Annotated in this window: 27 protein-coding genes and 2 pseudogenes; 13 read left to right on the top strand and 16 right to left on the bottom strand. The window is 40.9% G+C overall.

The genetic code is table 11. The features are described 5' to 3' along the window. Nucleotides 1-184: 184 nt before the first annotated feature. Nucleotides 185-1,117, top strand: coding sequence for a HEPN domain-containing protein (locus NWP22_RS02965; protein ID WP_280801494.1), 933 nt, complete (start codon nucleotides 185-187; stop codon nucleotides 1,115-1,117). 192 nt (nucleotides 1,118-1,309) lie between these two features. Here the strand turns inward: NWP22_RS02965 and NWP22_RS02960 are convergent. The 8 genes and pseudogenes from NWP22_RS02960 to NWP22_RS02925 form a co-directional block, all read right to left on the bottom strand. After that, nucleotides 1,310-1,744: pseudogene (locus NWP22_RS02960) on the bottom strand (AAA family ATPase); the annotation flags it as partial. Beyond that, entirely contained in the window at nucleotides 1,714-1,887 is a 174-nt protein-coding gene (locus NWP22_RS02955) for a hypothetical protein (protein WP_200987981.1), read from the bottom strand. The gene NWP22_RS02955 and the pseudogene NWP22_RS02960, both read right to left, overlap by 31 nt. 148 nt (nucleotides 1,888-2,035) lie before the next feature. Continuing rightward, nucleotides 2,036-2,392: a group I truncated hemoglobin gene (locus NWP22_RS02950; protein ID WP_271731348.1), complete on the bottom strand. Its 357-nt coding sequence runs from the start codon at nucleotides 2,390-2,392 to the stop codon at nucleotides 2,036-2,038. A gap of 191 nt (nucleotides 2,393-2,583) precedes the next feature. Continuing rightward, complete coding sequence (gene nifU, locus NWP22_RS02945) at nucleotides 2,584-3,486, bottom strand: Fe-S cluster assembly protein NifU (RefSeq protein ID WP_271731347.1); 903 nt, start codon at nucleotides 3,484-3,486, stop codon at nucleotides 2,584-2,586. A 92-nt stretch (nucleotides 3,487-3,578) separates the two neighbouring features. Further along, nucleotides 3,579-4,775: a cysteine desulfurase NifS gene (nifS, locus tag NWP22_RS02940; protein WP_280801493.1), complete on the bottom strand. Its 1,197-nt coding sequence runs from the start codon at nucleotides 4,773-4,775 to the stop codon at nucleotides 3,579-3,581. Then, nucleotides 4,772-5,125 (bottom strand): DUF362 domain-containing protein, encoded by a 354-nt coding sequence (locus NWP22_RS02935; RefSeq protein ID WP_271731345.1) that lies wholly within the window; start codon nucleotides 5,123-5,125, stop codon nucleotides 4,772-4,774. The genes nifS and NWP22_RS02935 overlap by 4 nt, the downstream gene beginning before the upstream one ends. 72 nt (nucleotides 5,126-5,197) lie before the next feature. Beyond that, nucleotides 5,198-6,646 (bottom strand): nitrogenase cofactor biosynthesis protein NifB, encoded by a 1,449-nt coding sequence (gene nifB / locus NWP22_RS02930; protein ID WP_271731344.1) that lies wholly within the window; start codon nucleotides 6,644-6,646, stop codon nucleotides 5,198-5,200. A 1,513-nt stretch (nucleotides 6,647-8,159) separates the two neighbouring features. Next, nucleotides 8,160-9,008: an HIT domain-containing protein gene (locus NWP22_RS02925; protein ID WP_271731343.1), complete on the bottom strand. Its 849-nt coding sequence runs from the start codon at nucleotides 9,006-9,008 to the stop codon at nucleotides 8,160-8,162. A gap of 601 nt (nucleotides 9,009-9,609) precedes the next feature. On the opposite strand from NWP22_RS02925, the gene NWP22_RS02920 reads away from it, so the two are divergent. The 5 genes and pseudogenes from NWP22_RS02920 (at nucleotide 9,610) to nifT (ending at nucleotide 12,201) form a co-directional block, all read left to right on the top strand. Next, complete coding sequence (locus NWP22_RS02920; protein ID WP_280801492.1) at nucleotides 9,610-9,909, top strand: Asr1405/Asl0597 family protein; 300 nt, start codon at nucleotides 9,610-9,612, stop codon at nucleotides 9,907-9,909. A gap of 36 nt (nucleotides 9,910-9,945) precedes the next feature. Then, complete coding sequence (locus NWP22_RS02915) at nucleotides 9,946-10,143, top strand: DUF2949 domain-containing protein (protein ID WP_271731341.1); 198 nt, start codon at nucleotides 9,946-9,948, stop codon at nucleotides 10,141-10,143. Nucleotides 10,144-10,614: 471 nt separating this feature from the next. After that, complete coding sequence (gene nifV / locus NWP22_RS02910; protein WP_271731340.1) at nucleotides 10,615-11,745, top strand: homocitrate synthase; 1,131 nt, start codon at nucleotides 10,615-10,617, stop codon at nucleotides 11,743-11,745. Beyond that, nucleotides 11,735-12,053: pseudogene (locus tag NWP22_RS02905) on the top strand (nitrogen fixation protein NifZ). Before nifV ends, NWP22_RS02905 begins: the two are co-directional and overlap by 11 nt. Beyond that, complete coding sequence (nifT, locus tag NWP22_RS02900) at nucleotides 11,998-12,201, top strand: putative nitrogen fixation protein NifT (RefSeq protein ID WP_271731339.1); 204 nt, start codon at nucleotides 11,998-12,000, stop codon at nucleotides 12,199-12,201. Before NWP22_RS02905 ends, nifT begins: the two are co-directional and overlap by 56 nt. Nucleotides 12,202-12,312: 111 nt before the next feature. Here the strand turns inward: nifT and ylqF are convergent, their stop codons facing one another. From ylqF to NWP22_RS02875, 5 genes are all read right to left on the bottom strand, one after another. Then, complete coding sequence (gene ylqF / locus NWP22_RS02895) at nucleotides 12,313-13,194, bottom strand: ribosome biogenesis GTPase YlqF (protein WP_280801491.1); 882 nt, start codon at nucleotides 13,192-13,194, stop codon at nucleotides 12,313-12,315. 54 nt (nucleotides 13,195-13,248) lie between these two features. Beyond that, nucleotides 13,249-13,623, bottom strand: coding sequence for a VOC family protein (locus NWP22_RS02890; protein ID WP_271731351.1), 375 nt, complete (start codon nucleotides 13,621-13,623; stop codon nucleotides 13,249-13,251). Between the two features lie 88 nt (nucleotides 13,624-13,711). After that, the gene (locus NWP22_RS02885) at nucleotides 13,712-14,182 is read right to left on the bottom strand and encodes a CYTH domain-containing protein (RefSeq protein WP_271731337.1); all 471 of its coding nucleotides are present in this window, start codon (nucleotides 14,180-14,182) and stop codon (nucleotides 13,712-13,714) included. A 317-nt stretch (nucleotides 14,183-14,499) separates the two neighbouring features. Further along, nucleotides 14,500-14,670 (bottom strand): hypothetical protein, encoded by a 171-nt coding sequence (locus tag NWP22_RS02880; protein ID WP_271731336.1) that lies wholly within the window; start codon nucleotides 14,668-14,670, stop codon nucleotides 14,500-14,502. Nucleotides 14,671-14,906: 236 nt separating this feature from the next. Beyond that, nucleotides 14,907-16,775 (bottom strand): tetratricopeptide repeat protein, encoded by a 1,869-nt coding sequence (locus tag NWP22_RS02875; protein ID WP_271731335.1) that lies wholly within the window; start codon nucleotides 16,773-16,775, stop codon nucleotides 14,907-14,909. A 299-nt stretch (nucleotides 16,776-17,074) separates the two neighbouring features. Here NWP22_RS02875 and NWP22_RS02870 point away from each other — a divergent pair, with 299 nt between their 5' ends. Together NWP22_RS02870 and NWP22_RS02865 are read left to right on the top strand one after the other, a co-directional pair. Further along, a complete protein-coding gene (locus NWP22_RS02870; RefSeq protein ID WP_271731333.1) occupies nucleotides 17,075-18,358 on the top strand; it encodes an AAA family ATPase in 1,284 nt (427 codons plus the stop codon). After that, the gene (locus tag NWP22_RS02865; protein WP_280801490.1) at nucleotides 18,351-18,962 is read left to right on the top strand and encodes an RloB family protein; all 612 of its coding nucleotides are present in this window, start codon (nucleotides 18,351-18,353) and stop codon (nucleotides 18,960-18,962) included. The genes NWP22_RS02870 and NWP22_RS02865 overlap by 8 nt, the downstream gene beginning before the upstream one ends. Before the next feature lie 127 nt (nucleotides 18,963-19,089). On the opposite strand, the gene NWP22_RS02860 is transcribed toward NWP22_RS02865, so the two are convergent. After that, the gene (locus tag NWP22_RS02860; RefSeq protein WP_271733920.1) at nucleotides 19,090-20,325 is read right to left on the bottom strand and encodes an LL-diaminopimelate aminotransferase; all 1,236 of its coding nucleotides are present in this window, start codon (nucleotides 20,323-20,325) and stop codon (nucleotides 19,090-19,092) included. Between the two features lie 241 nt (nucleotides 20,326-20,566). Between NWP22_RS02860 and NWP22_RS02855 the strand changes: the two genes are divergently transcribed. Both NWP22_RS02855 and NWP22_RS02850 read left to right on the top strand, forming a co-directional pair. Then, complete coding sequence (locus tag NWP22_RS02855) at nucleotides 20,567-20,839, top strand: GlsB/YeaQ/YmgE family stress response membrane protein (RefSeq protein ID WP_271733921.1); 273 nt, start codon at nucleotides 20,567-20,569, stop codon at nucleotides 20,837-20,839. Between the two features lie 15 nt (nucleotides 20,840-20,854). Further along, on the top strand, nucleotides 20,855-21,214 hold the full coding sequence (locus NWP22_RS02850; RefSeq protein ID WP_271733922.1) for a pentapeptide repeat-containing protein: 360 nt from the start codon (nucleotides 20,855-20,857) through the stop codon (nucleotides 21,212-21,214). A gap of 68 nt (nucleotides 21,215-21,282) precedes the next feature. Here the strand turns inward: NWP22_RS02850 and dcd are convergent, their stop codons facing one another. Further along, entirely contained in the window at nucleotides 21,283-21,864 is a 582-nt protein-coding gene (dcd, locus tag NWP22_RS02845) for a dCTP deaminase (protein ID WP_271733923.1), read from the bottom strand. A gap of 86 nt (nucleotides 21,865-21,950) precedes the next feature. Further along, complete coding sequence (locus tag NWP22_RS02840; RefSeq protein WP_271733924.1) at nucleotides 21,951-22,487, bottom strand: P-loop NTPase family protein; 537 nt, start codon at nucleotides 22,485-22,487, stop codon at nucleotides 21,951-21,953. 260 nt (nucleotides 22,488-22,747) lie between these two features. On the opposite strand from NWP22_RS02840, the gene rph reads away from it, so the two are divergent. The 3 genes from rph to NWP22_RS02825 all read left to right on the top strand — a co-directional run. Beyond that, nucleotides 22,748-23,491 (top strand): ribonuclease PH, encoded by a 744-nt coding sequence (gene rph / locus NWP22_RS02835; RefSeq protein ID WP_271733925.1) that lies wholly within the window; start codon nucleotides 22,748-22,750, stop codon nucleotides 23,489-23,491. A 183-nt stretch (nucleotides 23,492-23,674) separates the two neighbouring features. Beyond that, on the top strand, nucleotides 23,675-24,397 hold the full coding sequence (pgl, locus tag NWP22_RS02830; RefSeq protein WP_271733926.1) for a 6-phosphogluconolactonase: 723 nt from the start codon (nucleotides 23,675-23,677) through the stop codon (nucleotides 24,395-24,397). A 213-nt stretch (nucleotides 24,398-24,610) separates the two neighbouring features. Next, a partial coding sequence (locus tag NWP22_RS02825) for a zinc ribbon domain-containing protein (protein WP_280801489.1) occupies nucleotides 24,611-25,014 on the top strand: 404 nt, incomplete at its 3' end.

Here is a 25,014-nt window from a genome sequence, read left to right as displayed (position 1 = left end):
GGCTTACTAGTAATATTTATGAAATTATCAAAAATTGTTGGAGTACGCATAATCCTATTATTCTATAAAAGTCGAAGTAAATATATACAGTTACAAATTTTCATAAAAATCAGTATAAAAAATTGTAACTTTGTATAGCAACCCCATGTAATAGTGTATGTTAATTATAACTCAGTATTTAAAAATGATAGAAGAAATGGATTTAATTAAACTTGTCATCGAAGTGGATGAAGAGCTTATTCAAAAAGGGATAGAACCCTATCAACGTCCTCTATCTGCTTACCTAGTCATTCTACAACAACGTTTGAAAATCAGCAGCAGTGTCATGTGGGATGAAGATCCCTTATTCAAGTTTGTCGAGCAAATATACAAAAAATTGTATCGTTTCACAGATCTGGTGATGCCACCTATGCATCTAGGAGCATTTATGTTTCGTGATGTATTTTTTCCTCTACGTATACCACATATTTTTGGGTCACCAGGAATTAATCCGGTAGATTTTCTAGACATCCCTGAAAGACAGAAACAATGGCTGTTTGATGATCAACAGGCGGGGTTAACATTCTTTGATCAGGTCATCGACCTGATGGATTTTGTTTATGGACTCGATGATATTGAAAAAAGAGGGAACCTACCAAATAAAACAGTGGAATTGTGGTATCTGGGAAAAGGGCAGCTTGAAGCCTCAGCAGCAACGCTTTTAGGTTCATTCAATAAATATGTGGTCATCCAAAACTGTTGTCTTGCCACTGAGTTACTTTTGAAGGGTGCTTTAATAGCTAAGGATGTTGACGAAAAAACTTTGAAAAGCAATTCCTATGGGCATAATCTTAAGAAGCTGGTAGAAAAAATTGCTGAAAAGTTACCTGGTATGAATACAGAAACCTTGGCGTTCGTAGTCGAAAGATTACCCCACTACGTTAACACTCGATACGAGGCTCAGAACTTTTCACGCTTGCAGCTTGGAGAATTTTTAATGAATACTCAATTTGTCAGTGGTGAGATTTTGCGTCAGTTCTCGAATCGTAACTGTCGAAAAGACTTTACAGCAATGCCGAATGGAGGCTGGAACTTGACTAATCGCACATTCCCAAAGAAAATTATTGCGGGATATTAGTAACCCGGTTATCAAAATTTATGTATACCTCTTGACACTAGGAGGTAAATAGGGTAAAAAGATGAATTAAAAGCTCAGAAAATGCCCCTTTTAGAGAATTTCCCTGGGTGAAATTAGGGCAAAGTTAGGGCAAGATTAAATTATCATCTGATTTCAGAGAATAGGAGAAACCCTAGAAATCAGGGCTTAATCTTCACGGATAGGCATAGCAAAACCACCACATACAACGTCACCCAATACGTCGTAAGATACGAAATCAACGTCTTGGTAAGCGCCGTTTTCTTCTAAGAAGTTGATGGCGGTGATAATACCACGACCTGCACAACCTACACCGGGTTCTGGACCGCCAGATTCCACGCAGCGAACGCCACGGAAACCGGTTAACATTACTTCTTCAAGTTCCAAGTCTTCAACTGCACCACGTTCAGCAGCCAAGTGAAGAACGGTGGTTTGAGCTTTACTGTGGAGCATCAAACGGGTGGAGTCAGCTTTGGGGTCACAACCAACGATGAGGATGCGCTGACCCATTTCTGCCATAGCCGCCAGGGTGTTTTGAGAAGTGGTAGATTTACCGATACCACCTTTACCGTAGAAAGCTATCTGTCTAATGTTTTCGTCAACTGACATGATGATTTTTCTCCTGCAATTTGTTGGTTAGTGTGGATCTGTGTGTTGACGTTCACGCCTGTTGAGCTACAGCAGTGAGCGCGTGTTGTAGAACGTCGCGGGGGCGATCGCTCCACAGCATAATTGAAGGGTTTTGGTGTCATAATAGTTCGGGGTTAAGTTTTTGTTTAAGTTTCCCGTGTCATTTGTCCAGTGGAGACTGGACAAATGACAGAGAAATTACACACATTAGAATAGGTAGAGAAAACAAGTAGGATGTGAAGGAGTGATACGCCAATCAATGCAGATTTCTTACTTGTTCAAAATAGCGGCTTTGAGGCTAGAGACTTTAGCCATTGCAGCGCTAGCGTCTTCTGCTGACACTCCACTAGCGGTCATGGCTGCAGTCAGGTGCTTGCTCACAGCTTCAAAGTGTTGCTCACTGAGCTTCATCCCTGAGTGGGTTTTGTCCATGGCACGGCCAGAGTATTGCTTTGGACCTTCGAGAATTTGAGAGAAGAAAGCAATTTGATGAGCGCGTTGTTTCGCCATATCGGTTTTAGCGAAGAAGCCTTTGAGGCTGTTGTCTGCCATAATGCTGTTGTGAAAGGCATCAACTACTTTCTCAATTGTTGGCTGTCCACCAATTTTGTCGTACAATGTACTCATGTCCTGCTCCTTTCGGTGTGAGTTGGATAATGCTATCGGCAATGAGGTGTGAAATACTTTCACCTATGTGCTGTTGCTTTCCTTGTTCAGTAGGAATGAATTGATGTGGCGATATCTATCTGCTTCAACTCCTACTTGCCGAATATTCAATGGTTAACAGGTTGTATTTCCGCTGTGTGTAAGTCTCAAAGTTATGGTTCCACCGCTTCTACTACCAAGTTTTGGCTCACACGTTCTTTTAACCTAGCTTCAATAGCAATCTTGAGAGTAGCTGTGCTGCTAGAACAAGAACCACAAGCGCCTTGGAGTAGTACCTTGACTTTATTGCCTTCTACGTCGTAGAGTTCCACATCTCCACCATCAGCAATCAGTACGGGTCTAACCTCTTCATCGAGAACTTTTTGAATGAGTGCAATTCTTTGCACATTGGTTAAAGGTTTTGATGATGGCTGGGGAGAGTTAGCAACTGCGACTTTATGCTTACTGTCAGCGGTTAAAGCGGCTTCTTCCTTTACATCTCTTATAATATCATCAATATTCGCTAAACAGGAACCGCATCCGCCACCAGCTTTTACATAATTTGTTACTTGTTCGGCTTCCGTAAGATGATTTTCTACAATCACACGGCGAATTTTGGCTTCAGTAATACCAAAGCAGCTACAAATCAATGCACCTTCTTCATCGTCATCATGGGTAGGGAGGGCTATACCTCGATAATTATAAATAGCCGCTTCTAAAGCTTCTTGTCCCATGACAGAACAGTGCATCTTGGCTTCTGGTAAGCCACCGAGGTAATCTGCAATCTCTTTATTAGAGATTTTCAAAGCTTCATCGAGGGTTAAACCCTTGACCATTTCAGTTAAAGCACTCGAAGATGCGATCGCACTAGTACAGCCAAAGGTTTGAAAGCGAGCATCTAATATTTTATCAGATTCGACCTCAACTTTGAGGTGTAGTCGCAGAGCATCACCACAAGCAATACTCCCAACCTCACCGGTGGCCACCTTAACACCAGGTTCGCTGGTTTCTTCAATAGCTCCCTGATTTTTGGGATTGTAAAACAAGTCTAATACTTTATCTGTGTAGTCCCACATGGTCAATTTTGGATTTGAGATTTTGGATTTTAGATGAGGGACTAGGAACTAGGGATGAGAAAAAATTCTACATACCCCATACCCAGCAGTCCCTAGCTATGAATGAGTGCTTGTTCTTGCAGCCAACCGGCATTATCATTCTGGAAAGGGGACATAGCCCGTAAACGTTGGACAATATCAGGCATTACCTCTATAACCCTGTCAATTTCAGACTCTGTAGTGTAGCGAGACAGACTAAAACGAATAGAGCCATGTAAAGTAGTATAGGGTAAACCCATTGCCCGCAAAACGTGGGAAGGTTCTAAAGACCCAGAAGTACAAGCAGAACCAGAGGAAGCACAGATACCATGCTTGTTCAGGGAGAGCAGAATTGCTTCACCTTCAATATATTTGAAACCAATATTAGTGGTGTTAGGTAATCTCTGCGTTACATCCCCATTGACTTCACAGTCAGGGATTTTGGCCAGTAAGGTTTGCTCTAAGCGATCGCGCAATTTTCTTTCTCTGGCGGTAGCCTCTTCTAAATGTAATAATTCTAACTCTGCGGCTTTACCTAAAGCAATAATACCCGGAACGTTTTCTGTTCCCGCCCGACGGCCACGTTCTTGGTGTCCACCAATCAGCAAAGGACGGAACCGCACACCGCGCCGGACATACAAAGCCCCAATTCCCTTAGGAGCATGGATCTTGTGACCAGACAGAGTTAACATATCTATGGTACTAGTCTTCATGTTCATGGGAATTTTGCCCACAGCTTGCACCGCATCCACATGAAAGATAGCGCCAGACTGTTTGACTCTTAACCCAATTTGCTCAATAGGAAACACCGTACCTGTTTCATTATTGGCATACATAATTGTTACCAAGGCGGTGTTCCCAGTCAGAGAAGCTTCTAACTCATCTAAATCTAACTGTCCCTGAGGATTTACCGAAAGATAGGTAACAGTATAACCTTGAGTTTCCAGTTGTTTGCAGACATTCAAAACTGCTGGGTGTTCAACCTGGGTAGTAATGATATGTCGCTTTTGGGGTTGTGCTAACAATGCAGCCCGAATGGCGGCGTTATCTCCCTCTGTACCACAACTAGTGTAGACAATTTCCGACTCATCAGCACCAATCAGGGCGGCTAGTTGTTGGCGTGCTGTTTTCACAGCTTTGCCCAGTTGTCCACCAAAGGTGTGCATACTAGAAGGATTACCGTAGTAGTCCCGTAGATAAGGCAACATCACCTCTAAAACTTCCGGGTCTACTTTTGTTGTAGCATTATTGTCTAGATAAATGATGCTCATCCTGATACACCTACTACTTCGCTCTGATGTCGAGATAATTGCTCGGAGAATTTTTGGGAGTAATAATTAAACCAACGCTCCCAATAATCTTGTTTTTTGGTTAATTTTGCTAAAGAGCGATTGTAATTAGCAAACCAACTTTCCCAATAATCGTGGGGTTGTTTTACACAACCATTAGAAGTAGGACAAATAGCTTGACACTGAGGGACAGAGTAAATACTACCGGCGCAGTTTGTGCAAAGTGCAGCATCAATTACATGATGACCGTCAATTACTTTAACTGCGTCATTGGGACATACAGACAGACAACGATTACAGGAAATACATTGGCTAGTGATTTGATAAGCCATGATTATTCTCCTTTGTGATTACTGAGTATGGGGTACTGGGTATGGGGAAATATCTCCCCTATTCCCTACTCCCTAATCCTGATTGGCTAATTCCTGGATATATTGCTCGTAAAATTCCAAAGCAACTTTTGAAATCACGTCGTAAGCTTCAACAGTCTGTATTCCCGCTGCTTGCAATTTCTCTTGAGGACAGTTACCAATCTTAGAGACTAAAATTGCTTTGCAATCTGCGATCGCTGCCATAATATGCTCAAAAGTGGCTTCTTCTCCAAATCCACCTTGACAATATTGGTCAATTTTACGATGACCAACAAAGCTAACTTGATTACCATCCACCTCATAAATCTGGAATTCCTTCGCATGACCGAAGTGTTGGTTAACCAACCCACCGCCCTTGGTGGCTACTGCAACCAAGATTTTAGGATTATTGGCAAATTTCTTGCCCTTCTGCGCCTTTTCCTTGGCTATTTTTAGTTCTTGTTTAAACTTCTCAATCCCTTCATGAACAACAGTCCGTTGTTCCAGGTCATATTCTGGGGACATTTCCAAGAACTTATCCTTAGTAAATTCCTGGCTGCGGTCTTCTCCTAATAATCCTACCGCATCGGCTCGGCATTGACGACAATGGCGCATCATTTTCATATTACCGGCGCAATTGTCTTGTAGTGCCTTCACTTCCTTAGGTGTAGGGCCACGTTGACCTGTTAAGCCAAAATGTGTACCATGTTCCGGTGCTGAAATCAAAGGCATAATGTTGTGCAAGAATGCACCATTTTCACGAATCATTTTATTGACTTCGATCAGGTGCTGATCATTAATCCCCGGAATCATCACGGAGTTAACTTTGCACAAAATATCAGCCTCTTTGAGTGCTTGTAATCCTTCCATCTGCTTCTCTAGCAGAATTTTAGCACCTTCAACACCTCTATAACGCTTGCGCTTGTAGTGAACCCAAGAATAAATCTGAGCGCCGATTTCTGGGTCTATGGTATTCAGGGTAATAGTAACGTGATCTATATTTAGTTGTTTGATGCGGTCAATGTATTCTGGTAACATTAAACCATTAGTTGAAAGGCAAAGCTTAATATCTGGTGCCTTGTCTGCAATCAATTCAAATGTACGGAAAGTCTTTTCAGGATTCGCCAATGGGTCACCAGGTCCGGCAATTCCCACCACTGTCATTTGGGGAATTTTACCTGCAATTACCAAAGCCTTGTGTGCAGCTTCTTCTGGTGTCAGCAGTTCGCTCACTACTCCAGGACGACTTTCGTTAGCACAATCGTATTTACGGTTACAATAGTTGCATTGAATATTACAGGCTGGTGCAACTGCAACGTGCATTCTGGCGTAGTGGTGATGAGCGTCTTCGCTATAACAGGGATGTTTGGCGATACGTTCTTGAAGCTTTTGATCCATTTCTCCGGTGGTGCTGCTGTCGCATCCACAACCACCTGATTTTGCTGGGTTTGATGCTGGTTCCTGATGCTCGGAGGTGAGGAGTCCGCTAGACGGTAGTGTCATTGAATTTCGCAAGGGTTCAGTGGGCTAAAGGCCACAGTGGGAGATGCCGTTGCTACTGTCTTTACCTAGGAAATGAAGTCGCGTCTTCTCTTCACTGCAGTTAACAGTTTGATAACTATTGACTGAGGTGTGGCTGGTGTGTGTCAACTTTTTGATCTGGGGTCGAAGTTATTGAGTACAGCCGCGACTTCTCTTCACAAAGGCATGGTGCTATCTCATCCCTCCACTCACTCTTCGCTGTTCCTTGTGTTTAGGGCGTTGAGTGATTGGCGATATAAGATTTATAGCAGTACTTCTCAAATACTTGCCGAGCCTATGGAGGATAGAATTTATTGGATTTATTACCCTTGTACTCAAATTTTACCACCCCGACTGTGTGGGTTTTACAAAGATTAATAATTTTTTTTTCGGTTAGGGGTTCTAGTATTTTTCAATTGGGGTACGAGAATTTATAAATAGGGGTTCAGGATTTCTTAGTACTCAGTTCAAACCCATTTATAGTTAGGGTTTTAGCCTATTATTTATCGACTTTCAGGTACATAAATCTGTACTCAAAACCGCATTAAGTCCTATTTCTCATTACCAGGAATAGCGGCTCAATGGGTGAAAAACACAGAGCAGGTTTATGTCGTACCACTCCAAATACATGGGAAATTCCATTCTGTATCTAACCTATCATTTTTTTTGACGTAAAAATGCAGTTCATCTTTATTTAATTTTTACTGACAATTAACCTCAAGTCCTAGCACCTGGCTAAATCAGGCGGTTTGTTGAGAAAAAATAAAACTTAAACTCTTAATTTTCCCTGGCACAACCGCTGTTAATCAGGTGCTTTTGAGAATGATGCAATATCTGAAAAATCTGGATACATTGCATAATCAACACTCAACAAACAACTACATTAACTCTGATCATACAGCTATTGAGAATTAATGGCTATAAGCAAAAATGATCAGTTCATAGTGAGCATATATCCCTAAATAGGCAGAAGTTGAGGATTTTGCAAAGTCAAAATTGAGAAATGGCGACAGTTTAATTATGTATCTAACATATCATTTTTTCTGGCGCAAAAGTTGCCTTTTATATTTATTTAATTTTCTCCTGATAAAAATACCTAAAAAATGCTCAAAAGGTTTGAGAAATCTTAATTCCAACAAGTTTAGATATGGTAAACTTATCCGGTGAAAAGTAGCTTGAATCATACAACAGGTTTCCAGCAAATCAAACCAACATAAATCTTCTGGGGTGGATATCTTAGAGGATGTTTTATAAGTTTTCAACAGGTAATTTTTATCTTAGGGAACAGGGAACAGGGAACAGGGAATGGGGAACAGGGAATGGGGAACACACCGAACACGCCGAAACAATAAAATAAAGTCCCCTTTCCCTTATAAAGGGAAAGGTGAGGGTGGGGTCAAACAATAGTTGATACACTAATCACGACTTGACAAACATCCTCTTACCCCCGTCTGTATGTCGATATGTCAGTTCAGGAATTGGTCGCGGCAATTTCTCATGTCCGAGGGATCACTTTTCTGATACCACTTTTACCAACAGCATCACCTTTGTAACGAGGGATAACATGAATACTGGCGTGCATAATATTTTGACCCCCCGCTCTATTGACGTTCATACCGACATTAAAACCATCAGGCGCAAATTCTGTTTTGAGAATTTCCTGGACTTTATTCACCATCAACCAGCAAGCAGACTGTTCTTTGAGTGGTAAGTCAAAATAATTACTAATATGACGTTTAGGAATAACTAAAGTGTGACCTTTACTGATGGGATAACCGTCAAACATAGCATAGGCGGTCGCTGATTCTGTCACTAATCTGAGATGTTTGTGAGGATTACAAAATATACAATAATTGGTAGAATTTCGCTGTTGATTATAATGAACATATTCATATATTTCGCGCATTTCATCTGAGTACAATGAGTTAAAGGGAAGTCTAGCTAAACATTGATATGTAGGCTTTTTGTGGACATAATGTTCTCTAAATCCTTCCCTTTTGATATCTCTCCTCACGGCATAATAAGCTTTACCTCCTGGTTTTAACAGATGAGATACTTCCATGAGGATATTAGCTTGTTCTTCAGGGAACACAACATTTAAAACATAAAAACAAATTATTGTGTCAAACTTGACTTGAGGATATTGGGGAAAATAATGAGGGTCATAGCCTGTAATATCAAAGCCTTTTTGACTGATCATCTTGACATCATTACCAAAACCGCAACCAAAATCTAATATTTGGCCTTTTAACAGGTTTTGATTTAATAAAAACTCTGCCGGAAATGATAAGGAAGTTCTTTCAATGGCGGTGAGATGGCTGAATAGATTTTTCTGCTGTTTCATGGAATTTGGCAATGCACACTATCGGTGTATTAGCACAAGTAAACTTGCGTAAATAAATTACACTCTAGCATTCCCCTGAGTGTCTTCTGCAGATAAGTAAAGTTTGACAAAGTTTATATTAAGAAACGTATACATATACACAGACAAAAAAACCTAAAACAAAATAAAGAAACCTGTTTTTTCCCTGGCGAAATCCTAGAATAGGAATCGTAGCTGGCTATACAGATATATGACTTATCATGCTGTTTACCTCATCTTGACGTGCCAGTGAGTACAACTTAATAAATTGCAAAATAACTTGCCTAATTCGCTGCAAACTCTTACAGGTGAAGTATTTTGTATTGAGTAGAAAAATGCTGAACCCCCTCACCTCAGAAAACTAGAACCCCTATTATTCAATACTAGTACCCTACCCCCAGGAAAATTTTAAATTTCCCTGAAATCACCCTTGAAGATACTTGAGTACAAATGTAATTAATCCAATAAATCCAATCAGCATTGGTTGTAGTGTCCTGTTGGGAGTCACCTGATATAAGCAGAAAATAGCACAAGGCTTTTTGATGTAAACCCAGGACGAAGAACTATTGACAACTTATTCATCATGTTTACACCTCATAGTTCTGATTTCCCAGACGAGCAAGTTTTGCAGATTTCCTTATGCGATGGACCAAGCGCTGTTTTTGGGATGCGCGGAAAGCTCTTGTCAATTCGCTGGCTCATTGCTCAACGTTTGCAAGAATTAATGATTCCCTGCTGTTGTCACAGTGATGGTTCCTTAACAGTCCAAGTCAATAACGTGCTAGAAGCCATCCTGATTCGCAGTATCCTGATGCAATTTCTCGCTTCTCGCCAGGAATTAGTAGATTGGCTAGAACGTTGCTCCGATGCAGACAACTCCTAAATGTCCTCTCTTATTTGTTCATTTTCCTATCAACTTATGACTACCTGTAACAGTGAAAGAAAATTCATCAACTTTTTACATCAGGAGATAGAACTGACAAATGCAGATATTGCTGTAGCCTTACGCCACCGTCAGTTTGATAATGGTCCGTTACCAATGCTCCTGTGGCAATATGGACTGGTTAACTTAGAGCAATTAGAGCAGATTCTAGATTGGCTAGATAACCATCGTTAACAGATGTCATGTCTAATTTTCATCGGTTGACCTCAGCTAACTGACCAAATGATTATTTTTCTCAGCTTTATGCTCTAATTTACTAATAGTTAAATAAAGCAATCCTAAATGATTCATGAACAATTTCTGTTCCCTGTTCCCTTTCCTCACTGATAATTTCTCAAGTCAAATAGGATGACTATAAATTAATCGCTATTACAAAATAGATGATTTAGCAATAGTGAAAATAATTCTAAAATATACCTATATTTGGTTTGATGTCATACAGATATGATGTGTTAATTTAGTTATGATTTAATAATCATGAAGATGAAATATTAAATCTGAGAGTTTATAGCATTTACCATTCATCCTATGGTTACGCCACGCCGGGTATCAGCATTTGCATTAGGCATTTACTAAACTTTTCAGGGAAATAAGCTGCCAAAACACAAGGAATATTAAGAATGGTTCCTAAGAGGGATGTTTGAGATGAATGAAATCTTAATTAATGACACTACATTACGTGATGGTGAACAAGCAGCAGGTGTTGCTTTCACTTTTGAAGAAAAAGTCGCGATCGCCAAATTTCTGGACGCTATTGGTATTCCCGAGTTAGAAGTGGGAATTCCAGCCATGGGAGATGCAGAGACACACGCCATTATAGCAATTTCCCAGTTAGGTTTGCAAGCCAAGCTTCTGGGCTGGAACCGGGCTGTAATTTCAGATATCAAAGCCTCCATGACCTGTGGTTTACAGCGAGTACATATTGCTATTCCGGTTTCTGGAATCCAAATCGCTGCTAAATTTCATGGTCAATGGCGGGTAAGTTTACAAAAACTCAAAGACTGTATCAGCTTTGCAGTAGATAAAGGTCTTTGGGTAGCAGTAGGCGGTGAAGATTCTTCTAGAGCTGACCCCAACTTCCTGTTAGATGTAGCACTTAATGCCCAAGAATGGGGCGCGTCACGTTTTCGCTTCTGCGATACTGTGGGCGTTCTCGACCCCTTCAGCACCTACGCCAAAGTTAAACAATTGGTTTCGGCTTTGTCCATTCCTGTAGAAATTCACACTCATAATGATTTTGGCTTGGCCACTGCTAACGCCCTAGCTGGTATCAAAGCTGGAGCTACATCTGTAAATACCACAGTTAACGGCGTAGGGGAAAGGGCGGGAAATGCAGCTTTAGAAGAAGTGGTCATGTCCATTAAACGCATTTACGGCATTAATTTGGGTGTTGATACTCGCCGTTTGTTGGAACTATCACAACTGGTTGCTTCAGCATCCAATTCTCATGTTCCACCCTGGAAAGCAATTGTGGGCGAAAATACCTTCGCTCATGAGTCGGGAATTCATGCTCACGGCGTATTGCAAAACCCCCTCACCTACGAACCATTCGCACCGGAAGAGGTAGGTTGGGAAAGGCGTTTGGTAGTGGGTAAGCATTCTGGTAGACATCACATTAATAGTTTGTTACAGCAAAACGACATTTTTCTTGACCCGGAGGAAACCCAGTCTGTATTGGATGCAGTTCGCCAGCAGTCAATTAAGCAAAAACGCAATCTGACTGTAGAAGAACTTTTGAGCTTGGTAAGAGAACAGAGGTACTCTCATGCAACGTGATGAATTAGAACTAAACTTACCGCCTGTTTTTGAAATCGGTCAAAAAGTCAGACTTCGTAAACTAATCAAAAACGATGGTACATTTCCCGGTCAAGAAATCGGGGCTGTTTTAGGTAATATAGGGGATATTGGCTACATAGCGAGTATAGGTACTTATCTACAAACTTCCTATATTTATGCGGTGCATTTTCTAGAGACGGGGTTCGTTGTCGGTTGTCGGAAAAGAGAACTAGAATCGGTTGAGGAGAACTCATGAAAGTAATGCTACGGATGAACGATGCAGGCCATTTAGTTGCTTACGTTGCTAAAAAAGACCTTGAGGAAGAAGTAGTTAAACAAACAGATGGTAATGATGGGATAGTTCTCACTTTAGCCAATGGCTGGGAATTAGAATTTGCTCAATTACCAGATGCGGCTAGTTTACCGCTAACTGTGGAAGCTAAACGCCTGGCTTAAAACGGTGATCGCCTGGGGAGGCTCCGGCGCACAACTCACTAAAGCATATTCATCTCTTGTGAGGTACAATAGTAGCGGGCAAGATGCCCGCATCACAAGAGTTTTACCATGTTACTTACGTGGTAATTCTAAGGGGATTGTACCTAATAAGCCCTTACGAAAATCTGTTAACAGATGTCTGGCTGTGCGTTCTACGTCCCCTTGATAGCGATGTTCTGCTAAGGCGTGTAAATAGCTTTCGCCTGTGTACAGCACCGGGTCAAGTTGGTAGCGGGTATATAAGGGTGACGGTGGTAATAAGTTTCCTGCTGTCTCTTGCAGTTCGTTGAGTAAGTCGATCAAAGTAGATGCTACTAGCTGATTATCATAAGATGCTTGACCAATGTCATCACAAATTGCTAACTTGGCGGCCGCTTCTTGATTTCCCATTTTTAAGGGAATAACCCCAGGAGCATCTAGTAATTCTAAGTGTTCAGAAATTCTCACCCAGCGTAAGGAGCGAGTCACCCCTGGACGCGCAGCACTTTCTACCACTCGCTTTCCTAAAAGACGGTTAATTAAGGCTGATTTCCCGACGTTGGGAAATCCAATCACTACTGCTCGCACTGGACGAGGTAACATCCCGCGATCGCGTCTTCTTTGATTGAGTTTTACCCCTGCTGCTTGGGCGGCCTTGGCGATCGCCACCACACCTTGACCTTGTTTAGCATTGGTAAAATAGGCAACTTGACCTTGATGTTTAAACCAATCTACCCAAAGCGATCGCACTTGGGGGGAAATCATATCTAATCGGTTTAATACCAATATCCGCGCTTTATCCCCCACCCATTCATCTATTTGGGGGTGGTGTGTTGCTAAAGGAATCCGCGCGTCTCGTACTTCCAACACCACATCTACCCGGGTCAGCTGTTCTTTGAGCTGCTTTTCCGCCTTAGCAATATGACCTGGATACCATTGGATCAGGTTTAATTTATAGTTTTGAGTTAAAGACATAATTAATGGCCAATAGGTAGTGATTATAGCACTCTTTTGTACAAAAGCGATGGATCAGGTGTATTTTTGATGTAAAATTAAGCGGTTGCCATCGGGGTCATAAGCATAAATTTCTCTCCCATGGGAAGGTGTGGAGATTTTACCGGGGGGTGGGTAGCCTAAGTTTGTCAGGTGAGCGATCGCTGCTTCTAAATTACTCACTTCTAAACATAAACTGATCTTACTCTTAGCTGAGGTGGCAAATTCCCATGTGTGGTTCTTGTCAGGTTGAAAAATACCCAATCTTAAACCCGGAAGTTGAAACTCTGCATAGACACTGGGGATGAGAGAAGATGGTTGTTCCTCAAGTAGCTGAGTATAGAAATTAACTAATTTTTCCCAGTTAACAGATGCTATAGTCACCAGGGCTTGGGTATATGCAAAAACCATATTTTCTTCAAAACATCCGGCTAAACAAACTTGGAGATTATTGATATAATTAGTAACATTTATTCCGTCAGTGACACCCACTGCGAAGCTATCTCAACCATTGTGAAAATGGGTGTTTGACCAAATAGCTGTTAAAATATCTGTGATCGTGAGATACTTCTTCCCCAATCCAAGGCGGTAGTTCAATTTCTTGATTGGCATCATTGAGTTCAACTTCTGCTAGGATTAGCCCCTTGTTTAAACCATCAAACTCGTCTATTTCCCATGTTAACCCTCCCCATTCTACTTTGTATCTAATCTTTTCAATCCAAGGCTGTTCACACAATGTATTGAGCATTTCTTGAGCATCTTCCACAGGGATGGGATACTCAAACTCTAACCTTGAGCATTCAACACTAGGTCCTTTAATCGTTAAATAACCTTGTTGTCCTACTATACGCACACGTACAGTCACTTGATTTTTCGTCGGAATATATCCTTGACAATATACACTTCCTATGCATAATTCGCGCCAACTATCCCCTTGGAGCAAATATTTACGCTCTATTTCTTGAGCCATTTTGTTAAATGATGCTTTTTTTTGCTAAATATCCAGAATATTTTTAATATTCAACTGTATAAATTTTATAATATATTGTTTGGGCTTTGGTGTCTATTCACAGAAATTTAAGAGAAAATAACAGGTCATCAACTAAATGACCTGGGGGTAATAGTATTTTATGGCGATAGCTTGGCCAAGTTCTGGATTATGGTATAATATCCAGGATAAAGGATTGGCGACAGGTTCGCTACCCAAGCTATCTACGTCTGAATTTCCTCCATGAATATTTCAGTAATCACTCAAATGAGGCAATACTTCATTTAATGAAGGCGGATTTAGTAACCCGTGGCAATGCGTCCAGATCCACGGTCGAAGTTAAGTCCAGTGTCATACATCATAAAGTTACACTCAGGTAGGTGTTTAGTACTATTGTTTCCTAGGGAAATAGGCAGAGAGAACATAGCAGCCTTCAAACCTACAAACAAGCGATAGGTGAGGCGGTACATAATCTTAGTTCGGTAAGTTAATCGTAATTTCTACAAGCACAGGAAGTTTACGAATAGAAGATTCCACAAAGCCTTGAATATACTCTAGCAAAATTATTGTTTAGGCAACAGTATTACAGGTCACATTAACATAATTTGATAAAAAGAAACATAAAACTATACAATTTCATACAGTTATTTTCTAAATATCTGGTAACAAAAATGTGGAGGTGCTGCATAGACGTTTTATACTAAGATTAGAGACGCTCAAGCTTTGCGATCGCTTCGAGAATTGGTTGATAATACTCCATATTTCCTTCTTGATAATAGATATCAGCACATTTTTGAAAATCCCCAATTGCACCTTCATAGTCTTGTAGACGACGGCGGATATCAGCTCTGAGCATATAAGCTGAAGCCCAATAAGGTTGACGTTGTAAAGCTTGGTTTAAATCAGCCAACCCAGCGGTTAGGTCTCCCAACATAGAAAGGGCGCGACCCCGATTGTACCAGTCTTCCACTATACTAGACTCCATAGAAATAACTTGACTATAATCTTCTATTGCTCCTTGATAGTCCTCCAGAGCATAGCGAGCATTGGCGCGATAGCGAAGCGCATGTGCAAGCAGATCGCGGTAAAAAGCAGATAGAGGCTCCCTTTTGAGTGCTATGGCTGCGCCACGCAAGCTATTGGTGTAGTCTGCAACTGCACTCTCATAGTCTTGGAGCTTGTAACACACAGAGGCTCGATTGTAGTAAGCTTCTATCAAATCGGGATTGATTTCTAATGCTTGATTATAATCTGCTATGGCCTTATCTTCCTCGCCTAAAAGACGATAAGCATTACCCCGATTACAGTAAGCTTGGGAAAAGTTAGGAAGTAACTCTATGGCTTGAGTATTATCTGCAACTGCGGCGAAGAAATATTCCAAATTATGGTGAGCAATACCTCGACCATAATAAGCTGCAACTAAATCAGGAGTAATCTTTAATGCCGTGGTATAATCATCAATAGCCCCTTGATAATCTCCCCAACTAGACAAAGTTGTAGCACGATGGTAGTACCCTGTAGCCAAATGCGGCTCAAGTTGTATAAGTCGATTACTATCATCAACTGCTCCTTGAAAATCTCCCACAAGGCGACGTACATTCGCGCGCAAACCGTATACTAAAGCTAGAGTCGGGTTTTTTTGCAGTGCTTGGCTATAGTCCTCCAGGGCTTGGTGATAATCTCTTAAAGTTTCTCTAATCAGACCCAGTTCAGTGTATGCTTGCACATCATCAGGGTTCAACTTCAGTGCTTGGTTAAAGTCAGCAATTGCTTGCGTAAAATCTTCCAGGCGAGAATAAACAAGACCCCGATTGTAGTAAGCTTCAGCAAAGCCAGAGTCAATTTTCAAAGCCCGATTGTAATCCTCTATCGCGGCCTGATTTTCTCCCAGGGCATAGCGGGCATTACCTCGATTATGATAAGCTACAGCCAAATTGGCATCTATTTGTAAAGCCCGTTCATGGTCGGCGATCGCTTCAGCATACTTCCCTAAAATATAGTAGATATTACCTCTAGCGATGTGAGCGGCAGCAAAATCAGGATACCATTGTAAAGCTTGCTGCAAATCCGCAAGCGCTCCTTGATAATCACTGCGATGACAACGCTCTACACCCCGATTATGTAAAGCCTTAGCAACATCAAAGTGGATATCAGTAGCTAAGTCAGGATTTTTTTCTATCGCTTGTTGATAATCCGCGATCGCTTGGTTATAATTCTGTAACCCAAGGTAGGCATTACCCCGACCGTGGTATGACTCAGCAATATCTGGCTCAATTTCTATAGCTTGCTCAAAATCGGCAATAGCACCCTCATAATCCCCTAAGAAGTAAAGGGCATTACCACGATTGTAATATGCACCGGACAGAGTGGGATTGACTTCTATAACTTGATTAAAGTCGGCGATCGCCCCATAATAATCTTTGAGTTGACTGCTGAGAATCAGACCCCTATTATAGTACGCCTCGGCCTGGCCTGGCTGAGTCGCAATAACTTGAGTATAATCTGCTATGGCTTCTAGATAGTCACCTTGCAAATGTTTATTGAATCCCTCTTGGAACAACTCGTCAGCATTCATCTCATTTCTCTGGGTGATTACGCTCCCGTCACTCATTGTAATCTAGAGGTACTTTCACATCAATTTATTCATGCTGACTTGCACCAGAGTATTTATACTCCCTCGCCTCAATCACCGTTATGCTTAAACTAGATATTTGTGAAAAAATCACAAATATAGCATTTACCATGCTCGTGAGGTACAATTTTTTTTAGTTTGAGGGAACAGGGAACAGGGAACAGGGAACAGGGAATAGGGAATTGGTGTGTACTTCATGAGCCTGAAAAAGGCTATATGTCCTTTAGCCCTAAAAATTGACTATGCTCATAGAGTTTAGTATTGGTAATTACAGATCATTCAAAGATAAAGTTACCTTTAGCATGAAAGCGGCTAATATTGTCGCCAAAGACACAAAAACTGATGAACACAATACTTTTGTTGTCGATGATCAACTGACATTACTTAAAAGTGCTGCCATTTATGGTGCTAATGCTAGCGGTAAAAGTAATCTAGCAAAAGCCATCAACTTTATGAAATGGTTTATGATTAACTCCTCTAAAGAAACTCAGAGTACGGAACCAATAAATGTGGAACCATTTGCACTTAGCACCGAAACTGAAACCCAACCATCTTTATTTGAAATTGTATTTATTTTAGATAATAAAACATATCGATATGGTTTTGAAGCAACTCAAAAAAATATTGTTTCAGAATGGTTATTTTATGTGCATAAAAAAAGACAGACTCGGCTTTTTGAACGCAAGGATCAACACTTCAATATATCTAAGAATTTTCAAGGAGAAGACATTCAATCAAAAACTAGAGAAAATGCACTATTTATATCAGTAGCTGCTCAATTTAATGTTGAAATAGCTAAGAAAATACTAGATTGGCTCACCACAAAAATACAAATAATTTCCGGGTTAAATAGTTATTTAAGTTACACAGTTAAGTTTTTAGAACCGGGTCATGATAATAGAGAAGAAATCATTCAATTAATCAAAAATCTAGATTTAGGTATCAGAGACATCAGGGTCACAGAAAGAGAGGTTACACTTAACCCTTTGTTAATACCAGAAGAACTATTAAAAGAAGTTAAGAGCGCAACTGTAAAAGCAACATCACGAACTATAATGACCATCCATCAAAAATTTGATCATCAAGGTAATTTTATATCTCTGGAGTCATTTGATTTAGACAATCAAGAATCGGAAGGAACGAAAAAAATATTTTCTATAGCGGGACCTTTAATACATACCCTTAAAAAAGGTAATACTTTAATATTTGATGAATTTGATGCAAGACTTCATCCTTTGATGAGTAAAGCAATTGTGGAAATGTTTAACTCTCAAGCAAGCAATTATAAGAATGCACAATTGATATTTATGACTCATAATACCAACCTTCTGAATAACAAACTATTTCGTAGGGATCAAATTTGGTTTACAGAAAAAAATAAATATGGCGCTACAGATTTATATTCCCTAGTGGAATATAAAATTAGGAATGACGCTTCATTTGAAAGTGACTACATTAAAGGTAAATATGGCGCTATTCCCTTTATTGGTAACTTGAGCCAAATCTGGGATGATAATAATGGCTAAAAGTGTTAGGACAGCATCATCTCGTGCTTATTCAGAAAGAAAAGTTGGAACCCGGGAATTACGAAAAAAATTTTTAATTGTCTGTGAGGGTGAAGAAACTGAACCAAACTACTTTAAATCTTTTCGTGTTCGGAAAGATGTAATTGATGTGCGAGGATTGGGCTATAATCCAAGTAAAATAGTAGAAAAAGCGCAAGAATTGAATACTGAAAATAAAGGAGAATATGACCAAGTTTGGTGTGTATTTGACCGAGATGATTCGCCAAAACAAGATTTTAACAATGCAATAGCAAATGCTGAAAGAGTAGGATTTAAAGTTGCTTATTCTAATGAAGCTTTTGAATTATGGTATGTTTTACATTTTGAATTTCTTGATACCGGAATTACCAGAGAAGATTATATTAAGAAATTAAAAACGCACCTGAATCAACAATATAATAAAAACAGTAATAAAATTTATGAACAAATAGAACATTTACAAAATACTGCCATTAAAAATGCTGAAAATCTTCTCAAACAATATAATCCACCCAACCCAGAAAGTGATAATCCTTCTACAACAGTACATCTTCTAGTTAAAGAATTAAACCAATTCATCCCATAAAGCATAACAATTTAACGCTAAACTTAAACCTGGAAGTTTGCCTAATATATTCAAATATTTAACCCCATATTATGACTGTTAACTTGATGATATTTTAGATCAGGTGGGCATTGCCCACCACAAACTTTTACAGCTTAAACTTCTGAGTAATACGCTTCATAGCTTCCTCCACATTTTCCCGACTATTAAAAGCGGAAATGCGGAAATAACCCTCACCCGCAGCACCAAAACCAGAACCAGGGGTACCCACCACATTTACAGTCTGTAGCAGCTTATCAAAAAAGTCCCAACTAGATAAATCATTGGGGGTCTTCACCCAAACATAAGGAGCATTGATCCCACCATATACAGCCAAACCTGCGCCAGAAAGTTGCTCACGAATAATTTTGGCATTTTCTAGGTAAAAACTTACCAATGCCTGAATCTGTGCTTGTCCTGCTTGAGAGTATACAGCTTCAGCACCCCGTTGGATGATGTAGGAAACCCCATTAAACTTAGTGGATTGGCGACGGTTCCACAACTTCCACAATTCCACATCCGAACCATCAGCAGCTTTAGCGGTTAGAGTCTTGGGTACAACAGTTAACGCGCAACGGGTTCCTGTAAAACCTGCATTCTTAGAGAAAGAACGAAACTCAATAGCACATTCCCTTGCGCCTTCAATTTCATATATTGAGTGAGGAATGGTCGGATCAGTGATATAAGCTTCGTAAGCAGCATCAAAGAAAATAATTGAGTTATGGGCCCTCGCATAGTCTACCCATGCTTGGAGATGTTCCTTGGTCGCAGTTGCTCCAGTAGGATTATTGGGGAAACACAGATAAATTAAATCGACTTTCTGGGAGGGAATCTCAGCTGTGAAGTTATTTTCAGCCGAAATCGGCAGATACACTAAACCCGCAAATTCCCCTTGATCGTTAGCATCCCCGGTATTACCAGCCATAACATTAGTGTCCACATAGACGGGGTATACAGGGTCTGTAACTGCAATAATGTTATTTTTGCCAAAAATGTCGAGAATGTTGCCTGTATCGCACTTAGAACCATCAGAGATAAAGATTTCTGAGGCATCTATATCAGCCCCTCTGGCTTGAAAATCTTGAGCGGCAATCTTTTCTCGCAGCCAAGCATAACCTTGTTCTGGGCCATAGCCTTTAAAAGTAGCGCGATCGCCCATTTCTGCCACAGCTGCGATCATAGCCGTGCGACAGGCTTCTGGTAGAGGTTCAGTAACATCACCAATACCCAAGCGGATAATTTTCGCATCAGGATTTGCTTGAGCAAAGGTATTCACCCGCCGAGCAATTTCGGGAAACAAGTAACCAGCTTTCAGCTTCAGATAGTTGTCGTTAATTGTTGCCATAGTAAAGTTTAAACAATTAGCCTAGATAAAATAGCTTATCTGTTTTTTTGTAAAGCTGCGCCAAAATCTCTCTAGGTCTCATCTGGTTGTTTTACCCAAACAGGTATAGACCAAAAGAAGTGCTACTCAAGCAAATACTCTCTTGAAGCTCTCAATAATTAGTTCTGATGACAGATTTAATGCCCAGGGTTGAATTGTTAACCTATGTCTGTAAGTAATAATAGTTACTAAATTAATAATCATGAACATTCTTGCTTGGATTGCTTTAGGTCTAATTGCTGGAGCTATTGCTAAAGCGATTTACCCGGGACATCAAGGTGGCGGCATTTTAGGAACAATCTTACTGGGTATTATCGGTGCTTTTATTGGTGGTAGCCTTGGTATATTCTTTGCCACAGGTAGATTTGCTCTAGCGGCTCCTACTCTTAGTGCTGCAGGCATTATCTTAGCAATAATTGGCTCAATTATTGCTATTTTATTGTGGAACTTGTTAACTTCTCGCCGTGCTGCATAAGTAATTGAGGTACATATGGACGTAGATAATTTTCTGCGACGTTACGCTGCAGGAGAACGAGATTTTACACAGGTAGATTTAAGCAGGGCTAATTTAGGTGGATTAATCTTAAATCAAGTTGATCTTAGCGGTGCCAATCTCAGTAAAGCCAATCTGCATAAAGCACATCTAGAAGCCGCAAATCTGAGTAATGCCGATTTAAGTACAACCTATCTGACATCTGCAAATTTAGAAGGCGCTAACTTGGAAGGAGCCAACCTGCACAAAGCCGATTTAGATCGTGCTAATTTAAGAGCAGCAAATTTGACCAACGCCAACCTGGAAGGAGCGAATTTTCGTAATGCTATCCTTCCGGATGGCACTATCTCCGACTAAATATTAAATATTACTCAATTTTGATTCCTGCTCAAAAATTGTGAATTTTTGAGCGGTAATTGTGGAAACTAAACCTTGGCAATGGTTACAGTTTGGGCTTGATTTTGATACTTACCAAAGCGTTCCGCGTAGGTTGTTTGACATGGTTCACCTTCCAAAAATAGGAGCTGCAACACGCCCTCATTAGCGTAGATGCGACAGTCAGCACTAGAAGCATTGCTAAATTCCAGAGTTAAGAAACCTTCCCATGAGGCTTCAGCGGGAGTTATGTTAGCAATAATCCCGCAACGCGCCATAGTTGATTTTCCGATACAAATAACTGTGATGTTCGGAGGAATCCGCAATCTTTCCAGGGATACACCCAAGGCGTAAGAGTTGGCGGGAATAATAAAAAATGATCCATCTTCATCGGTTTGTAGTGGAATCGATTCTAGGTTCTCAGGGTTAAACCGCTTAGGATTAACAATAGTACCTGGAATGTGTCTAAAAATACGAAAATCTGTGGGAGCCAATCTTAAATCATAGCCATAGCTAGACAAGCCATAACTAATGACTCGCCTATCTTCAACCTGGCGCACTAGAGAATTTTCAAATGGAGAAATCATTCCTAGTTTGGCTTGTTCGATAATCCATTTATCATTTTTTAGCACGTTTGACCTCTGTGTAAATAAATCTACAAACATCAACAATCATTTCGCTTACCTCTTGGATGCGTGGATAAGCCTGGGGTATCAGGTTAAGGTCGATGACTACGACGGATTTCGGTAATTTGGTCTGCTACATCTAACAGGGATTTTGGCATCTCTGTTCCTGTAAGGATAATATCAACATGAGCCGGGCGTTGTGCGAGAAATTGTAAAACCTCGGTTTCGGGAATTAAGCCAAAATTAATTGCTAAACTTAATTCATCTAAAACCACAAGAGAATATTTACCCGCACTTACTATTTTTTGCGTATATTGCCACAACTTTTGTAAAGCTTCCCCTTCCGCAAGGTCTAGATGGGGTGTGTCGATACAGCGGGGGACATCACAGCGAATCCAATCTAAATTTTGCCCTAATTGAATGGGGCGCTCTTGACCTTGACGAATACCACCTTTGAGAAATTGTACTACTAATACTGGTGTACCTTGACCTGCGATTCTCAGGGCTTGGGCTATGACACTAGTAAAAAAAATACGTTTTTTACTAGTAAAAACTTGCACTAATCCTGCCACTGGATAGGGTAAGCTCAGGGTTGAACTGGCGCTGGGAGTTTCTAATTGGGCAATCATAAATCAGTTAAAAAAATAGCAAAGAATTAGAAAATTTTACACACATTAGTAAAATCTACTGGGATAATTATAGTAATTACTAGAAAAAAAAGGACTGGGATGAGTTCGATTTCTTCTGTGTTTATACAAAGTTAAAACTCCTATCAACGCACTAAAATATAAAAGATTTTGACCATGAAAGATTGTATCTGCTAATCTGATACCTTGCGTGGCGTAGCCATAGGCAGTATAGTCTGTATAAAATTTCTGAGGTAATTCTCATGGTTTGGCAACGCCCCGATGGTCGACAACCCTATCAAGTCCGTCCTATCAGTTTTCATGGGGGTTTTACCCGCTTTGCTCCCGGTTCAGTCCTCACAAAATTTGGAGACACTCAGGTACTGTGTACGGTCAGTGTGAGTGAAGGTGTGCCTAAGTTTTTAGCGGGAACTGGCAAAGGTTGGTTGACATCAGAGTATAGAATGTTGCCTTCTGCCACACAAGAACGGCAAGCTCGGGAATTGTTGAAATTGTCTGGACGAACTCAGGAAATTCAACGTTTAATTGGACGTAGCCTACGAGGAGCAATTGATTTTGAGGCCTTGGGAGAAAGAACCCTGACTGTGGATGCTGATGTCTTACAAGCCGATGCTGGAACTAGAACAGCAGCGATTACAGGGGGGTTTGTGGCTTTAGCTCATGCAGTTTCTCAATTGTTGCAGCAAGGTGTATTAGAGCGATCGCCTTTATCTGGACAAGTAGCAGCAATATCCGTGGGTTTATTGCAAGGCGAGCCTTATTTAGATTTAAACTATATTGAGGATGTGGCAGCAACAGTAGATTTTAATGTGGTTATGAACCAAGATCTGGGTATAATTGAGATTCAGGGCACAGCAGAAGAAGGCAGTTATAGTCGGACTCAGTTAAATCACCTACTAGATTTTGCGGAAAAAGGCATTCAGCAACTGTTAATATTTCAGAAAGAGGCAATCTCAGACTGGGATCAACTGTTACCAGTCAACTAGAGATGTAATTAACCGCCTGCGTATAAGGTGATCAGCCTTTGTCCCTGTACAGCTTAAGTAGCCCATCCCATGGCAAATGGGAAATTCCGTGGGAATTCCTTAAAAGTTTCAAAAGTTAAAAAGGGCAATGGTCATAAATTAGTTATGGTATTGCACAGAAGTGGGCGATATGATGATTAAACTATGAATAACAAGGTTGAAGTTCTTCCGGGTATTTCCGACTTAGTGGCGCGATCGCTAGACTTGATTCTATCCAAGTTGTCAACCGCCATTAAGGAACGCGGACAATTTACCATCGCCCTAGCTGGTGGTAGTACACCGAAGCCATTGTACGAAGCGATAGCTAGTCAAAAACTCCCTTGGGATAAAATTCATGTCTTTTGGGGAGACGAACGTTATGTACCCCCAGATCATCCTGATAGCAATGAACTGATGGCGCGGCGTGCGTGGTTAGATCATGTTGATATCCCTGCCACTAATATTCACGCTATACCCACTTTAGACGGAGATCCAGCCCTATCAGCCACCAAACATGAACAGCATCTGCGAGAATTTTTCCATTCTCCCGCCAACGAGTTTCCCGCTTTAGATGTGATATTACTAGGAATGGGTGATGATGCACATACCGCTTCTTTGTTTCCCCAGACTGCGGCTTTAAAAGTCCATGACCGCTTGATTACAGTGGGTAACAAAGACGGAAACCCCCGCATAACCTTCACATACCCATTTATTAACGCTGCTCGCAGTGTGATTTTTATGGTTGCTGGTGCTAATAAACGACCAGCTCTAGCTCAAGTCTTCGCCCCTGTGGCTGATGATTTTACTTATCCATCCCGCTTGATTAAACCCCAAGGCGAACTGTGGTGGTTGCTGGATGCAGCAGCAGGTATGGCTCTACCACGCTAGCTATGAGAACTCCCAGATTGACTTTCCCATCAGGAGTAATGATTACCATCACAAGCTAGAGTTTTTTCCTGAGCGAATCTCTAATCGCCGGGAGATTCAGGCTTGTTCCTGGCCGCTTTTCTGTGTGACACTGTTCCAGAATTTTGGTGTCTACAGTGTTTTGTATGTTTACGAAGAGTATCTTACGATGATCTTGAACAAGGACCTAAATCGATGATCGTCTGTCCTAATTGCAATCACCCCAATCCAGACGGCGCTGTCCAGTGTGAAGCCTGTTATACGCCGTTACCAACCATTGGTCACTGTCCCAACTGTGGCGCAACTGTCCAGGCTGATGCTGCTTTCTGCGGTCAATGCGGTTATAACCTGCATTCTAATGGAGCAGCTACCCCCGCATCTGTGGCAATTCCCAACATCCCAGTAGAAGTACCGCAGTTAGTACAGCCTGATCCCCCTTTAGAAGTTTCACAACCTGATGCTTTGGGAACTAACCCAGACCCCAACACCAATCAGCCGGTTATTTCACCCCTACCACCAACGATAATTTCAACAGCTGTACCCGAACCCGCACCCGTGGTACCCGAACCCGCACCCGTGGTACCCGCACACGCACCCGT

This window comes from Anabaenopsis tanganyikae CS-531 (assembly GCF_029891675.1).
Lineage (GTDB): Bacteria > Cyanobacteriota > Cyanobacteriia > Cyanobacteriales > Nostocaceae > Anabaenopsis > Anabaenopsis arnoldii.
Note: the sequence above shows the minus strand (reverse complement) of the source record. Positions and strands in the feature narration are given on the sequence as shown.

Excerpts from the sequence above, each read along its gene's own strand:
- rph (WP_271733925.1), top strand. The coding sequence starts at position 22,748 with ATGGTTTGGCAACGCCCCGATGGTCGACAACCCTATCAAGTCCGTCCT.
- NWP22_RS02840 (WP_271733924.1), bottom strand. The coding sequence starts at position 22,487 with ATGATTGCCCAATTAGAAACTCCCAGCGCCAGTTCAACCCTGAGCTTA.
- NWP22_RS02875 (WP_271731335.1), bottom strand. The coding sequence starts at position 16,775 with ATGAATGCTGACGAGTTGTTCCAAGAGGGATTCAATAAACATTTGCAA.
- NWP22_RS02955 (WP_200987981.1), bottom strand. The coding sequence starts at position 1,887 with ATGACACCAAAACCCTTCAATTATGCTGTGGAGCGATCGCCCCCGCGA.
- NWP22_RS02860 (WP_271733920.1), bottom strand. The coding sequence starts at position 20,325 with ATGGCAACAATTAACGACAACTATCTGAAGCTGAAAGCTGGTTACTTG.
- NWP22_RS02950 (WP_271731348.1), bottom strand. The coding sequence starts at position 2,392 with ATGAGTACATTGTACGACAAAATTGGTGGACAGCCAACAATTGAGAAA.
- NWP22_RS02865 (WP_280801490.1), top strand. The coding sequence starts at position 18,351 with ATGGCTAAAAGTGTTAGGACAGCATCATCTCGTGCTTATTCAGAAAGA.
- NWP22_RS02880 (WP_271731336.1), bottom strand. The coding sequence starts at position 14,670 with ATGTACCGCCTCACCTATCGCTTGTTTGTAGGTTTGAAGGCTGCTATG.
- nifV (WP_271731340.1), top strand. The coding sequence starts at position 10,615 with ATGAATGAAATCTTAATTAATGACACTACATTACGTGATGGTGAACAA.
- NWP22_RS02870 (WP_271731333.1), top strand. The coding sequence starts at position 17,075 with ATGCTCATAGAGTTTAGTATTGGTAATTACAGATCATTCAAAGATAAA.
- nifU (WP_271731347.1), bottom strand. The coding sequence starts at position 3,486 with ATGTGGGACTACACAGATAAAGTATTAGACTTGTTTTACAATCCCAAA.
- NWP22_RS02850 (WP_271733922.1), top strand. The coding sequence starts at position 20,855 with ATGGACGTAGATAATTTTCTGCGACGTTACGCTGCAGGAGAACGAGAT.
- NWP22_RS02890 (WP_271731351.1), bottom strand. The coding sequence starts at position 13,623 with ATGGTTTTTGCATATACCCAAGCCCTGGTGACTATAGCATCTGTTAAC.
- NWP22_RS02885 (WP_271731337.1), bottom strand. The coding sequence starts at position 14,182 with ATGGCTCAAGAAATAGAGCGTAAATATTTGCTCCAAGGGGATAGTTGG.
- NWP22_RS02855 (WP_271733921.1), top strand. The coding sequence starts at position 20,567 with ATGAACATTCTTGCTTGGATTGCTTTAGGTCTAATTGCTGGAGCTATT.
- nifT (WP_271731339.1), top strand. The coding sequence starts at position 11,998 with ATGAAAGTAATGCTACGGATGAACGATGCAGGCCATTTAGTTGCTTAC.
- ylqF (WP_280801491.1), bottom strand. The coding sequence starts at position 13,194 with ATGTCTTTAACTCAAAACTATAAATTAAACCTGATCCAATGGTATCCA.
- nifS (WP_280801493.1), bottom strand. The coding sequence starts at position 4,775 with ATGAGCATCATTTATCTAGACAATAATGCTACAACAAAAGTAGACCCG.
- pgl (WP_271733926.1), top strand. The coding sequence starts at position 23,675 with ATGAATAACAAGGTTGAAGTTCTTCCGGGTATTTCCGACTTAGTGGCG.
- NWP22_RS02915 (WP_271731341.1), top strand. The coding sequence starts at position 9,946 with ATGACTACCTGTAACAGTGAAAGAAAATTCATCAACTTTTTACATCAG.
- NWP22_RS02965 (WP_280801494.1), top strand. The coding sequence starts at position 185 with ATGATAGAAGAAATGGATTTAATTAAACTTGTCATCGAAGTGGATGAA.
- NWP22_RS02935 (WP_271731345.1), bottom strand. The coding sequence starts at position 5,125 with ATGGCTTATCAAATCACTAGCCAATGTATTTCCTGTAATCGTTGTCTG.
- NWP22_RS02925 (WP_271731343.1), bottom strand. The coding sequence starts at position 9,008 with ATGAAACAGCAGAAAAATCTATTCAGCCATCTCACCGCCATTGAAAGA.
- nifB (WP_271731344.1), bottom strand. The coding sequence starts at position 6,646 with ATGACACTACCGTCTAGCGGACTCCTCACCTCCGAGCATCAGGAACCA.
- NWP22_RS02920 (WP_280801492.1), top strand. The coding sequence starts at position 9,610 with ATGTTTACACCTCATAGTTCTGATTTCCCAGACGAGCAAGTTTTGCAG.